General features: G+C 69.2%; 11 protein-coding genes. 1 reads left to right on the forward strand and 10 read right to left on the reverse strand.

The genetic code is table 11. From position 1 onward, the window contains the following. The first annotated feature begins 858 nt into the window (after positions 1-858). Positions 859-2,064 (forward strand): hypothetical protein, encoded by a 1,206-nt coding sequence (locus tag E4N62_RS18745; protein ID WP_230215811.1) that lies wholly within the window; start codon positions 859-861, stop codon positions 2,062-2,064. Here E4N62_RS18745 and E4N62_RS18750 read toward each other — a convergent pair. The 10 genes from E4N62_RS18750 to E4N62_RS18795 form a co-directional block, all read right to left on the reverse strand. Further along, positions 2,041-4,512, reverse strand: coding sequence for a tetratricopeptide repeat protein (locus tag E4N62_RS18750; protein ID WP_230215813.1), 2,472 nt, complete (start codon positions 4,510-4,512; stop codon positions 2,041-2,043). The genes E4N62_RS18745 and E4N62_RS18750 overlap by 24 nt on opposite strands. A 222-nt stretch (positions 4,513-4,734) precedes the next feature. Next, positions 4,735-5,145, reverse strand: a complete 411-nt coding sequence (locus E4N62_RS18755; protein WP_230215815.1) for a hypothetical protein — start codon at positions 5,143-5,145, stop codon at positions 4,735-4,737. 57 nt (positions 5,146-5,202) lie between these two features. Beyond that, the gene (locus E4N62_RS18760) at positions 5,203-6,987 is read right to left on the reverse strand and encodes a relaxase/mobilization nuclease domain-containing protein (protein ID WP_230215817.1); all 1,785 of its coding nucleotides are present in this window, start codon (positions 6,985-6,987) and stop codon (positions 5,203-5,205) included. After that, on the reverse strand, positions 6,988-7,335 hold the full coding sequence (gene mobC, locus E4N62_RS48755) for a plasmid mobilization relaxosome protein MobC (RefSeq protein ID WP_230215820.1): 348 nt from the start codon (positions 7,333-7,335) through the stop codon (positions 6,988-6,990). Positions 7,336-7,652: 317 nt separating this feature from the next. After that, positions 7,653-7,877, reverse strand: a complete 225-nt coding sequence (locus tag E4N62_RS18770; protein ID WP_230215822.1) for a hypothetical protein — start codon at positions 7,875-7,877, stop codon at positions 7,653-7,655. Between the two features lie 101 nt (positions 7,878-7,978). Beyond that, on the reverse strand, positions 7,979-9,034 hold the full coding sequence (locus tag E4N62_RS18775) for a DUF2637 domain-containing protein (RefSeq protein WP_230215824.1): 1,056 nt from the start codon (positions 9,032-9,034) through the stop codon (positions 7,979-7,981). A gap of 26 nt (positions 9,035-9,060) precedes the next feature. Then, positions 9,061-9,627 carry a WhiB family transcriptional regulator gene (locus E4N62_RS18780; protein ID WP_230215826.1) on the reverse strand — a complete coding sequence of 189 codons (567 nt, stop codon included), beginning with the start codon at positions 9,625-9,627 and terminating at the stop codon, positions 9,061-9,063. A 120-nt stretch (positions 9,628-9,747) separates the two neighbouring features. Further along, positions 9,748-10,449 carry an ATP-binding protein gene (locus tag E4N62_RS18785; RefSeq protein WP_230215828.1) on the reverse strand — a complete coding sequence of 234 codons (702 nt, stop codon included), beginning with the start codon at positions 10,447-10,449 and terminating at the stop codon, positions 9,748-9,750. Further along, entirely contained in the window at positions 10,449-11,492 is a 1,044-nt protein-coding gene (locus E4N62_RS18790; RefSeq protein WP_230215830.1) for a hypothetical protein, read from the reverse strand. The genes E4N62_RS18785 and E4N62_RS18790 overlap by 1 nt, the downstream gene beginning before the upstream one ends. A gap of 2 nt (positions 11,493-11,494) precedes the next feature. Beyond that, entirely contained in the window at positions 11,495-11,824 is a 330-nt protein-coding gene (locus tag E4N62_RS18795; RefSeq protein ID WP_230215832.1) for a transcriptional regulator, read from the reverse strand. Positions 11,825-12,528 lie beyond the last annotated feature (704 nt).

Below are 12,528 nucleotides of genomic sequence, written 5' to 3' on the forward strand. Positions count from 1 at the left end.
GCCTGGCGACTCAGGCTCCCAATCCATCTCTTCGAGCAGCGCTCCGTGTTCCCTGGCGCTGCTTCCGCGAGTGCGCGAAAGCATCAGGCTCAGGTGATCGTTTTGGGGGCGCTGGGACGGTACGCAGTGATCAAGTATGAGTAGCCGTGACCCACAAGCGAGGTCCCGCAGTCCGGCGGCACGTTATCGTCTGGCAAGGTCACGCAGGGGATAGTGGGGAGCGAAACGTGCGCGGTGCAGGGCGGCTGCCGTTGCCTATAGCGGCGGACAGCGGGCGCTGGGTGAGTGTGGCGGCGGAGCGGACAGTTCTCGGCGTGGTCCACAACATCACATCCGCGACACGCCTACTCGACCTACTCACCGTGTTCGAGGGCGACCGGCGTGTCCAGACGGTGTTCACCTGTACTGAATCGTCGGCTCTGGACGAGGGAACCCTTGAATTCTTCACTTCCCGGGGAATGCTGCACATACCGTGGGAAGAAGCAACTGTTCACAAATTCGACATGGCGATTGCTACAAGCCGTGGCGGCGACCTTCACAATTTGCGAACTCCATTGATCGGCGCACCGCATGGCGCCGGGTACAATAAGCTATTGAAGCGGGAAGCGGGAAGCGGGAAGCGGGAAGCGGGAAGCGGGAAGCGGGAAGCGGGAAGCGGGAAGCGGGAAGCGGGAAGCGGGAAGCGGGAAGCGGGAAGCGGGAAGCGGGAAGCGGGAAGCGGGAAGCGGGAAGCGGGAAGCCTTTGGCTTGTCGCCAGAATGGTTGACGCATGAAGGACGGGTTGTTCCGTCAGCGATCATTCTCTCTCATGATGAGCAACGCGAACGGCTCGCACTTAGTTGCCCCGAAGCTGTCCCCGTGAGCGTGGTGGCGGGGGACCCCTGCTTCGATCAGCTACAGGTGAGCGCTCCATTCCGAGAGAACTACCGGCGGGCTCTGGGTATCCGTCCGGACCAGAAGCTCATTGTGCTCTCGTCGACGTGGGGGCGCGGGTCCATTCTGGCGTCGGACGAGAGTGATACGGATTTGCTTCGCCGTGTCCTGGCGGAGCTACCGGTCGATGAATACCGTGTTCTGGCGGCCGTCCATTGCAACGCCTGGTACGGCCATGGCGCCTGGCAGTTGCAGAGCTGGTTGGCACCGCTTACGGAGCACGGGCTCCTGCTTCCGGTGCCGGACACGGAGACCTGGAAAGCCGCGCTTCTGGCAGCGGATGGAATTCTTGGCGACCATGGCTCTTTGACGATGTACGGAATCTCATTGGGAATCCCCACAGTTTTGGGTTCTTTCGCGGAATCGAAGGTGGCCCCCGAGTCCCCCATGGCTCGTCTCGGTAAGGTACTTCCCCGGTTTTCTGCTCACCGGCCTTTCCTGCCGCAGATCGAGGAAGCAGCCGCAGCCCAACGAGGCAGCGCCGAACTGCGGCAGCTGCGTGCCACTGTGACCTCACGGCCCGGGGAATCGGCCGTCCTGCTGCGGCGCCTGTTCTATCAATGGCTCGAACTTCCAGAGCCCGTGACACCCGCCAGGCCACGATTGGTGCCGGTTCCCTCCACCGTGCCAGTCGGATATTCCTCCCCCGTCCAGCGGCCGGTGTACGTGTCGGCTGCCTCCGAAGAGCGCCGGGCCACGGTACGCCGCTATCCGGCGCCCGTGCAGCGCCGCACCATGGAACTGCATCTGGCGGCAACGCACCTGGTGGCCGACATCGACGATCCGGACGCCCGCTGGCCCCGCTCCGCGGACGTACTGCTTCTGCCGCTCGGCCGACCGCACCACGCGGCCGGGATGGTGAGCTGGGAAGACATCGCCGCACGCTACCCCGGCTGCGCCCTGCTCGCCGTCGAGGAATCCGAGGACGGCTGCCTGGCGCTGCTGCGGGACGGCATGCGCCTGCGCGCCCGCTGGCATGGCAGGCGCCCCTCGTGGACGTCGGCCGCCATCGCGGCCTCGGTGGTCCACGACCACACGATGTCCACAATGAGCAGCCCCGGCCCGGTGTGCCTTCAAGTTGCGATCGGGGCAGAGGGCGAGACCGGCCTACTCGACGTCACCGTCCTGTGAGCCGTCCTCGTCACCCGCCCCCGAGGCATCCGTGAGGCGCCGGTCCGCCTCCTGCGCCCGAAGGCTGTTCGCCTCGCGGAACAGATCGCCCGCCGTGACCCAGTCCAGCGTCGCCCGTGCATGGTCGCCCTGTGCGCTCAGCATGTCCCCCCTGAGCAGGAGGATCCCGGCCCGCTGGTAAGGCGGGCCATTCACGGTCATGATCTCGATCGCCTCGTCGAGCGCCCGCACGGCCTCACCCGGCTGCTCGGCAGCGCGCCGGTCCTCGGCGTACCGGGTCAGGGCACGAGCCTCGTTGTAGGGGTCGGGCACCGACAGAGCCGCGAACTGTTCGCGGGCGGAGCGCAGTTCCCGGGCCGCCTCGTCATGACGTCGCAGATCAGTGAAAGCCACCCCCCGGTGGAGGGCGAACAGGGCTCGGCCACGCTTGTGGCCGATGCCGTCCAGTGCGCGCAGCCCCAAGTCGTAGTACTCCAGAGCGGCGGCGGGACGGCCCAGCTTGCGTTCCAGCAGGCCGAGGCCCTCCAGCGCGCTGGACTCCGTCCGCCGCTGTCCTTCGGTGGCGTTGCCGTCGGCCGGGCGTACGAGTTCAAGGGCACTCTCAAAGTGCTCGCGGGCCGTCTGCGGGTCACCCTGGCGTGCGCTCCACCGGTCGAGATGAGCGAAGCCGAGTTCGAAGTGCATACGGGCGATGGCCATCTGATCACGGCACTCGTGCGCCGATTCGAGGGCCAGTTCGTGCATCGTGATCCAGGGATTGTGCAGGCCGCATTTGAGGTGGAACGTGTGCTGCCCCTGGGCCAGCCGCCAGGTCTGGTCGTGCCGGCCCTGCTCGTGAGCCAGGCGCACCACGTTCTCCAGGCTCTCCCGGCGTCGCTCCAGACTCGCGATCACCCCTGGCGCGTCAACGCTCCCCGTGGGTGCGTACGCCGCGTACGCACCCGACGGATCATGCCGGTGGCGGGAGGACAGAGCCGCCTCCGCGCGTTCGGCGAACTCCAGGTAGTGCGCGATGATCCGGTCCAGCACCGCTTCCCGGATCTCGGCCGGTTCGTCGGCGAGAGCACACGCGAGCGCGTGGTCGTGGATGAGGTGGTGACGCACCCGGTAGCCGTCCCCGTCCGGCTCTATCAGGTTCGCGGCGGTGAGCTGTCGAAGGGCCTTGTTCCGGGCGGCAGTGTCCAGGTCCGGAAGCATAGCCCGTACGACATCCGCCTCGAACCTTCCGGCGGGGTGGAGACCGATGCAACGGTAGAGACGCGCTGCATCCGGGGCGAGACCGCGATAGCCGGGGCCCAGAGCTGCGGAGATCTCGTCGTCCATGTCGAGCGCTTCCAATCTGGTCGTGCGGTCTGACAGTTCCGTCGCCAGCTCACGCACCCTGCCGACGTGCCCGAGTGCCAGCTGCGCCCCGGCGATGCACAACGCGAGAGGAAGATCGCCGCAGCCGTCGGCGATCAGGTCCAGTTCCTTCTCGTACGTCGTCGCGTTGCCTCTGATCCCGCCGACGTTGACGAGCAGCTTCCGGCTGTGCGCCCGCTCCAGCGGCTTCATCTCGAAGGGCTCCGCGCCGACGGTGCGGATGAGTCGGGGCAGGCGGGAGTGGCTGGTGATGAGAGCCACGCTGCCCGGAGTGCCCGGCAACAGCGGCTCGACCTGGGAGGCGAGTACGACATCCTCAAGCAGCACGACGATCGGACCACGGTCAGCAGCGACACTGCGGAAGTATTTCGACCGTTCCCCGGGGTCAGCAGGCACGTCTTCTGCCGGGACTCCCAGCTCACGGAACCAACGCTCAAGGATCGCCGTGGGCTCCGGCAGGTTTCCCCAGGTATCTCTGCCCAGCGACGCTTCGAGTTGAGGCCCAGTCAGTTCCTCCTGGTGTCTGCGCAGCCACTCGCGCGCCACGGCGGACGTCCCGCTACCCGGCACACCCTGCACATACATCGTGGTCGCAACCCCGGCGGCCTGTCTTTTCGCCCACACGGCGTCCATTCCGCGCAGCAGGTCGACATTGTTCTCGTAGTGGTCCATCGGCCACAGAACGATCCGCGGCAACGGGGCCGCAGTGCCCGGAACGGCCTGTCGTGGGATCGCCGGACCCCCGCCGTAGTAGTGGTTGTAGACATTCGACACGTGCGTGTGACTGCCCATCACCAAGGTGCCGTTGGTGACAACGTTCCTCACCTCGTTGTGCAGATCCCTCAACTCACCTGCCAGAGACGGCTGCTCCTCCAGTAACTGGCGCAGTTCGCTGCGCAGCAGCTCCTCGATCTCCGGCACGAGTTCCGCCACGCGGGCCTCATCGCCCCTGTCACGAGCCAGGGTCAGATCGTTACGCCGCTCCTCCAGTGCGCTGAGGAAGGTGTCCTCCTGTTCCGGCCCGCCCCGTCTGAAGAGTGACCCCAGCCGGGTCTTGAACGCGGTGTATACGTCGGTACCGACCATCCCTGCCACGGTCGTCGCAAAGGATGCGACCAGCCGCATCAACTCCGCTTCCACTCAGCCCCCTTGAACGGCCCGACTCCGGCTCGCTCCACACTATCGGCTTCCGATCAGCCGACAGCAGAGGTTGCCCGATCATCCGCACACCACTCCAGCGAATGAGCATCCCGAAGGACCTGCGCCGACTATCCACGGCGCAATCGCTCAAGGCGTTCATGGCACGGTTCAGACCCAATAGGCTCCGCGCAGCTCCCCTCCAAATCCCGCAGCCTGAATGGCTGTCTGCGGGCTGTCGTACACCTCGCCGCCGGGGCCGGCCATCGACTCGAAGTCGGCGCGGCCCAGTTCACGCTCGACCCATTGGTGGGCGCAGCGGCACCGGATGCTGACCTGGTTGCGGTCACAGATGAGCAGCCAGTCTCGGCGAGCTCCGCAGGCCGAGCACATCTGGATGATGCCGGTGATCGCCAGCTCTCCGGGGTGGGTGGTGCACTGCACCCGGAATTCGCCGTCGTGCGGTTGCGTCTCCTGCTGGAGCCGCAGGATCGGGTCGTCGGCGGGTGCCGGCGTCGGCGTCAGCGCGTTGGTTCTCGTACGTACGGCGTCGTCGTGCAACACCAGCATCAGCTCCCTCATCGTCCTCTCCAGCCATAACAGGGCAGCCTGCCCGTGTCCAGCGTGTTGAGCTGCGGCTCAGCGCCTCGGCCCGCGTGAGAGAGGGTCCGCCGACGCAACGTGATCAGGGCTCGTGCCGGTCGGCGCAGGAGTGGTACGCACCCCGGTGCGGCTGGCCGTGCTGCTCTTGTTGTCTTTGGCGGTGCTCGCGCTGCGCCGGCGCGGGGCGTCGGCGATGGCGGGGAGTTTGCCCAGGCGTCGCATTCGCCAGACGAGTACGTCGGTGACGCTGTCGGCGGTGTCCAGCTCTCGCCACTCGATGGCCTCCTTCAACAACGCGGCCGGGTCGTGTCCGGCACGCTCGGCCTGGTCAAGTGTTGCGGCCAGGGCGTCCCAGCCGGGCTCGCCGGCGAGTTGGTGGTTGGGCAGGGCGGCGTTGATGGTGTCGGCGTGGCGCTGGCGGACCGGCTGCGGGAGACGGCGGCCCTGCTCGCGCATCGCGCGTATCGGGGTGCGGGCGGCGGCGCGGTAGGCGGCGCGCAGGTGTTGGGCGGCCTGGGCGGATGCGGCGGCCTGTTGGGCGTGGCCTCGGGCGGAGTGCCAGCGGGCGGCAGCGATGGCGAGCAGGACGAGGGTGGACAGGACCATGGCGGTGGCGCCGCCGTCTTCTCCTCGGCCGAGGGCGTCTCCGGCGCGGACAATGCCCCGGGCAGCGGCGCGTACGGCGCGGTTGTCGGCGCGTTCGGCTCGGATGTGGGAGCGGGTGGCGCGTTCGAAGGCGCGGGCCGCCTCGCGGAGTTCACCGCGGGTGGCGGCGGGTGAGGTCTGGGCGAGGGCGTCGAGGATTTCGCCGGCGCCGACGAGCTGGGCGGCAGCTTCTTCGTCGTCGTCCTGGCCGAGGGCGGTGGTGGCGCGTTCGGCAACAAGTGCGGCTCGGCGACGGGCCTGCGAGGGCTGCGACCGGCTGAAGGACGGTGTGTTCAGGTGGGCGGAGCGCGGTTCGTCGCCGGGCTGGTGGTCCTGGTCGACGGGTCCGGCGGCAAGACGCTTGCGGATCTTGGGGAGGGAGAGGTCCGGGGCGAGCTTGGAGCCGGGGAACCAGACGGGTTGGCCGTCGCGGTTGCGGTCGCCGGGCAGGGCGACGGTGTAGCCGAGGGTGTCGCCGGACGGGGCGAGGCGCTTGTTGACGCGTAGTCCGGCTTCGGTCAAGCGGGTGAAGAACTCCGCCTCGTCGGCGGCTCCGGCGACCGCCTGACGGACCGTCTCGCGCAGGATCTCGCGCGGGGTGCGGTCGTGGCCGGTGCGCTCGGCCTTGAAGCGTTCTGCGCTGGTGGGGTTCGGGGCGGCGGTGCCGTCGCCGGCCTTGAGTTCGCGCAGGCCGAATTCCTTCTCGATGCGGCGGCATTCGGCCTGGGAGCGCTTCTGGTCGTACGCGTTGCGGGGCTGGCGCAGGTCGCCCCGCACGATGGTGGCGAGGATGTGGATGTGGTCGTCGGCGTGGCGTACGGCCACCCACCGGCATCCGTCCGGATCTCCCTCCTCCGCGATACCGGTGGCGTGGACGACGCGGCGGGCGACCTCGCCCCATTCGGCGTCGGTGAGGTAGCGGTCGCCTGGGTCGGTGCGTACTGAGCAGTGCCATACGTGTTGCTTGGGGGCACGGTCGCCAAGTTGGTTGACGCGCAGGTCCAGGACGCGGGTCAGGTCGGTAAGGGTGGCGTCGTGGTCGCGGCCAGGGTCGGGGGCGAAGCCGTCGAAGGAGGCGACCTGGTGCGGGTCGATGTGTTCGTCGCGTTTGCCGGGTCCGTAGAGGTAGGCGAGTAGCCCGTGCGTGCGTGAGCCCCGGCTGATGTCCGGGACCATCTACACGCGCTTCCGTACGAGGGCGTGCGCGGCAGCGTCGACCAGGGCGAGGGTGCGGACCAATGTCTTGAGGGCGTGGTCGAGTTGGCCGGGGTGGGGTTGGCCGCCGGCGTTGAAGATGTAAGCGATCTGGTTGATGTTGTTGCCGACGCGGGAGATTTGGGCGCGGAGGGTGGCCAGCTCGTCGATGGCGGCGTCGAGCTGGTCGTTGGAGTCGAGCGGGGTGGCGGAACCGCGGGCAGCGGTCAGCCCGGCGGTGGCGAGGAAGCCGGAGGGGTAGACGCGCCTGTGGGCAGCGGCGGCAATGATCTCGGCTTTCTCTTCGGCGGTAAAGCGGACGGCGATCACGTCTTCGCGGTGCGTGGGCTGGTAGGCGCGGCGGCGTGGACGGCGCTCGGGAAGCGCGGCATCGCTTGCGCTCGGGACAGCGTCGGCGGCGCGTTCTTCAGCTTCCCCTTCTCCCTGCGGCACCCCCTGGTGCCGCAGATCCGGTTGGTTCCCGTGCGCCCCCGCTCGGGAACCAACCAGACCTCCCTCGCCCTCCTGGGCGAGGGCATGCGCCGTGGATATCCCATTGGGATATCCACGGCAACAGCTTGCTCGGCCGGTGGCCGTCGGAGCCTCCGGCTCCGCTGAGGAAGTGGTGCCCGCCGAGTCGGCGGTCGTCATCGGCTCGACTCAGGGCTGCGGCGGCGGACATCGCGCAGGATGTCCGCGACGTAGTCCAACGCCAGGACCGGATGGTGCAGGGTCCACGGCTGCGAATCCGGCGTACGGCGCACGATCCAGTCCCCGTCGGGCCCGGCTTCGACGCGGTGCAGGTGCCCTCGACGGTGCAGAACGGTCAGCCAAGCGTCGGCTTCGGCGGCGGTGGCGGGCGTGGTGCGCATGAGCGGCATCTCCGGGAACGGACGGAAGTCTGGGTGTGGGCGCGGGGCGGGTGGTGTGACCGCGGAGTCGGTGAGACCACCCGTCCCACGCTGGGGACCGGTCAGGCACCGCGGTCCTCGGTGGGCTGTCCGGGGTCGTCCCGGAGAGTGCGCATCAGCTCGGTCAGCCGGTCGTTGGACAGCGGGAGACCTTGTCCCCGGATGGCCTCGGCGACCACCGCGCGGGTGGTCCGGCCGGTCTCGGTGACCGCCTTCCGGGCGATGGGGAGCAGTTGGTCGGTGACCGGATCGGACACCCGGTCACCTCCGGCCGGAGGCTGCGGACGACTGACCGGGTTAGTGTCCGTAGTCGCGGACACCGGCCGGTCACCGTGCGGGCGGGCATCCCCGGCCGCTCTGGCACCGGGGTGTCCGCCCTGATCACCACTCCGGAGAGGTGTCCGGGCCCCCGGGGGAGTTGGCCCGGCCACCGGCTCGGTCACCGGGCCAATCTCACCTCCGATCAGCTGACCGGAGGTGCCCTGGCCAACTGCTGTCCGGGCGTCCTGACCGAGCTTGTCCGAGGTGACCGGCTCGCGGTCGGTGTCCTGTCCGGGTGTCCTGGTCAAGGCGGCGGGCTGGTGACCGGGAGTGACCTGACCGGCGCTGGTGGCCTTGGGGTGTCCGGTGGCCGCCGCTCGCTCGACCTCGATTCGGTCAGCGGGGTGGCCGGCGGAGGTCAGGTGTCCGGGGTGAGCGGGGACAGTCTCCTCGGTGACCCGGCGGGCGATGAGGATGTACAGGTGGACGGCTCCGGCCAGGGCGAGTGGGGCGAGGGTGGACAGGACACCGACCGTGGTGTCCCCGAGGCGAAGCCTGCCGGTGGTGGTCTGCTGCTCGTTGAGGCGGACGGCATGCAGGGCGTTGGCCCAGATGCTGGCGGCGGTGGCGGTGCCGAAGAGCGTCCACACATACGCGCGGGCACCGAGCGGCGCGGCACGAAGGACCACCAGGGCGCGAACTCCGTAGGCGATGAACCCGTCGATCACCAGCGGGAAGAGGTAGGTGAGGAAGCCGCGGACGTGGATGGCGACGGCCATTTGCTGGAGCGCGTCGTACGACAGGGCGCAGCCCGCCGTCCCCAGGGCCACGATGGCGGCGCGGTCCCAGCCCGTCATGCGCGCCGGTATCGGTGCGGCGGTGGTCACGCCGCCGCCCGGAGGTCGTCGCGGGACACCGTGGTGTTCTTCCTCGGTCGTCCGCGCTTCTTCGGCTTCGCCGTGGCGAGGTTCCGGTTCCGAAGCTTGCGCCGGGTCCGCCGGTAGAGCTTCTCGGCGTGCTCCTCGGTGACCTTCAGCAGCCAGGCGAGGCGTGCTGCCGGCATGCCGTCCCGGTGGGCGATCAGTGCGACGGCTTCGCGTTCCCGTTCGGTGAGGTGGATGTCGCGTCCGGCGAGTACGGCATTGACGCGGGCGTAGTCCAGGCGGCGCGGGAGCTTCTTGTGCAGCGACTCGCGCTCCTCCTCGGTCAGACCGCCCCGGATGCCGTCGCGGTCGCGGTTTTCCAGGGCGGCGTCCAGGCAGGTGCGGCGTACCGGGCACTGGGCGCACAGCGCCTTGGCTGCGGCGATCTTGTCGGTCTCGTCCGGCTCGGGGAAGAACAGCTCGAGGTCGACCTGGTGGTGCTCGGTGGATCGGCAGGCGGCGCGGTCCTGCCAGGTGTGGTCGCCCAGCGTCCGGTGGCGGGCAGGGGGCATCGAGGTCTTGGGCATGCGCGGGGTGTCTCCGATCGCCCTCCGCGCGCCCGGTGGACGTCGGCGGAGGATGGTGCGTGGTCGGCGAGGTGATGGGGCGAGCGGGTGGTGCCGCTCGGTGGGCTGGCCGGGTGGCGGTCAGGCGGTGTTGCCGCGTCTGCGGTCGGAGCCGGTCAGCACGACGCGCTCGGTCATCTCGGCCAGCCGGGAGGCGACCCGGTCGCCGACGGCGACGCGCAGGTCTCGGATGGCGAGGTTGGTGGTGATCAGCGTCGGCAGCATCTGGTTGTAGCGGTGATTGACCAGCCGGTACGTGATCTCCTCGGTCCACTCCGAGTTCTTGGCCGCGCCGAGGTCGTCCAGGAGCAGCAGTGGACAGCGGAACAGCGTCAGCAGCTGCCTCTCGGTGTCGATGCCGGGCCGGGGGCGCAGGTTCGCGTACATGTCGGCGACGGTGGTGGCGTGCCAGTTCACGCCGATCCCGGCGCCGACGAGGCTGCGGACGGCGCCGTACGCCAGGTGGGTCTTGCCCGTGCCGGTGGTACCGACGAGCAGGAGCGAGGGTCCGGTGCGGACCTGCCTCCGGGCGCCCTTGTTCTGGGCGACGGCCGCCAGGGCGACGCTGCGGACCCAGGCTTCGACCTGCGGGTGATCGCCGACCGCGCTGCGGTAGCGCAGCGGGATCCGGGCCTCGGCCGCCTCCAGCGCGGCGATTGGTTCTGGGGCGTCGTGGACCTGGGCGGTGGCTGGGTCGACGCCCCGGGCGGCCAGGATCCGGGCGATGCGGGCTATGGCGCCCTCGCCACCGAGCCGCTGGGGTTCGCGGTTGCGGTCGCGCATCACAGCTCCTCGGCGTAGGCGGCGGCAGCGTCGACCGGGTTGGTCCACGCCGTGTGACCGGGCACGGTAGGCCGGATTTCCGGCCGCACCAAGCGACCGCCTCCGGCGTTCATCGCCTCGTTCACCAGGCTCGGCAGCACCGAGGGGTGCATCGGCTTGGCGCGGAAGCGCTCCAGCCCGGCCCGGATGTGCTGCGGGTCGATGCCCTCGTCGAGCAGCTGTCGGACCTTCCGCCCGAGGTGTCCGAGCACGTCGTTCGGTGGGCGCTCGGCACAGGCGGCGGCGTACTCGCCGATCAGCGCTCGCGTCGATGGCGATGGTGCGGGCGCTGTGCGCCCCGAAGGATTAGAAGATCCAGGATCCAAGATCCTAGATCCAGGCGCCGAGGGCTCCCGGAGGCTTCGGGGAAGGTTCGGGGAAGCCTCGGCGAGCGCCGTCTGACCTGCCGTTTCAACATTAACGGAGGCAGAGTTGCCGACGGCCCCGTCCGAGGTGTCCCGCTGGCCGTCGGAGTCCTTGGCACCGTGGTCAGGCCGCACTGGAGCAGGCAGTACCGAAGCGGGGGCGGGCCGATCGAGGGTTCGGGGAGTGTTCAGCGAGGCGTCGGGGAGGGTTCGGGCAGGGCTCGGCGAGACCTCGCCGGACTTGGCCGAGCCACCGGCGCAGACGGCCTTGCAGGCCCCGCACCGATCGGCGGCGTGATGGATCGGGCAGGACGGCAGTCGGGACTGGGAGGGCTTGTCGATCTTCTGGTGCTCACCCCAGGTGGCCACGTGCAGGTACCGGCGGCCGTCGCAGCCGGTGTACCGGCAGATCAGTCCGGCGTCGGTGAGCTGCTGGAGGTCGTCCTCGGCGTGGACAGCGGTGTGCTCGGCGCGCAGCGGCCAGAGCAGACCGTTGATGATCGCCGCGTTGTCGCGGAAGCGACCCTGGTCGTCGGCCTGGGTGAGCAGGCCGAAGAAGGTCCGCTCAGCGTTCACGCTCACCTCGGCGAGCGACTCGGAGAAGAACGCCTCCGGCTTGATGGTGCGGATCCTCGCCATGCTCAGCGCCCCCGGCCTGCGGCGACCGCGACGGCGGGATGGAGGCGAGCAGTGGCGAGGTCGAAGACGTATGCCTCGCCCCAGACCGCCTCGGGGTGCATACGGATGATCCAGCGGGCGGCAGTGACCGCTTGCGTACGGTTGAGGTTGATCGGACCGCCCGCCGTGCCGTAGGCGCGGGCGTGGGGCTGCGGCCACGCGGTGGCGGGGTCGTGGAGGGTCACGCGGAAGGTGGCCGCGCCAGGGACCATGTCGGCCAGGAGGTCAGCCAGGCGACGCTGCCGGTCGTCAGGCTCCGTGACGCTTCGGCTTCCGCTCCGGTGCTCGGGCATGCGAGTATCCTTCGCTGGTAGTGAGCGGCCCGGCTGTCTCTCGTGGAAAAGGTCCAGCCGAGCCTGCTTGGTTGTGGATCCGCACCCCTTGGGGGCGGCCATTCGGCGCCTGGGAGTTCCCGCTCCCGGGCGCCGTCGCCTTTGGGTCCAGGTGCACTTACGGGCTGCGGACGCGCACCGTCTTCATGGCAGTCTCTCCTCACGTTCTCGCAGGTCACTGCGGTGCGGCCCGCGAGCGACCAGCGCCAGATGACCGCCTTGTGGCCGTCCTCTCCGGGCGGGCTGCCCGGCGAGCGACGACGAACATATGCAGAGGTCGCGTCACAATCCAGACCTGGCTGAAGAACTCTCTACAAGGCGCGGTAAGTACCGCTGCCCGGCCTGGAGGGCCGCCCCTGTGCTGGAGGGCGAGTGCTGCAGTTCGCCGGCGGACGCGGGTGCGACGGTGGTCGGATCGCTGTCCGCAGCAGGAGACATGCACGTACCTTTCGGTTGCCACTGAACCAGTGCCGCGTCAGGGCACCGAGTGGCGGTCTAGAGATGATCTCCGCGCCCGCAGTCGGAACGGGGCGACGTACTTACCGGCATCCGGGAGGCATGGGCTCGCGGGCGCCAATTGCTTCGGGATCGCTTCGCCGCTGGAACCAGCGAATCGTCCCTCTACGTCTCCCTCCGATGCCCGATGCGTCGGGGAGAGGCCGGAA

The organism is Streptomyces sp. MNU76, from assembly GCF_020982545.1.
Lineage (GTDB): Bacteria > Actinomycetota > Actinomycetes > Streptomycetales > Streptomycetaceae > Streptomyces.

Excerpts from the sequence above, each read along its gene's own strand:
- E4N62_RS18750 (WP_230215813.1), bottom strand. The coding sequence starts at position 4,512 with ATGGTCGGTACCGACGTATACACCGCGTTCAAGACCCGGCTGGGGTCA.
- E4N62_RS18755 (WP_230215815.1), bottom strand. The coding sequence starts at position 5,145 with ATGAGGGAGCTGATGCTGGTGTTGCACGACGACGCCGTACGTACGAGA.
- E4N62_RS18760 (WP_230215817.1), bottom strand. The coding sequence starts at position 6,987 with ATGGTCCCGGACATCAGCCGGGGCTCACGCACGCACGGGCTACTCGCC.
- E4N62_RS18770 (WP_230215822.1), bottom strand. The coding sequence starts at position 7,877 with ATGCGCACCACGCCCGCCACCGCCGCCGAAGCCGACGCTTGGCTGACC.
- E4N62_RS18775 (WP_230215824.1), bottom strand. The coding sequence starts at position 9,034 with ATGACGGGCTGGGACCGCGCCGCCATCGTGGCCCTGGGGACGGCGGGC.
- E4N62_RS18780 (WP_230215826.1), bottom strand. The coding sequence starts at position 9,627 with ATGCCCAAGACCTCGATGCCCCCTGCCCGCCACCGGACGCTGGGCGAC.
- E4N62_RS18785 (WP_230215828.1), bottom strand. The coding sequence starts at position 10,449 with ATGCGCGACCGCAACCGCGAACCCCAGCGGCTCGGTGGCGAGGGCGCC.
- E4N62_RS18790 (WP_230215830.1), bottom strand. The coding sequence starts at position 11,492 with ATGGCGAGGATCCGCACCATCAAGCCGGAGGCGTTCTTCTCCGAGTCG.
- E4N62_RS18795 (WP_230215832.1), bottom strand. The coding sequence starts at position 11,824 with ATGCCCGAGCACCGGAGCGGAAGCCGAAGCGTCACGGAGCCTGACGAC.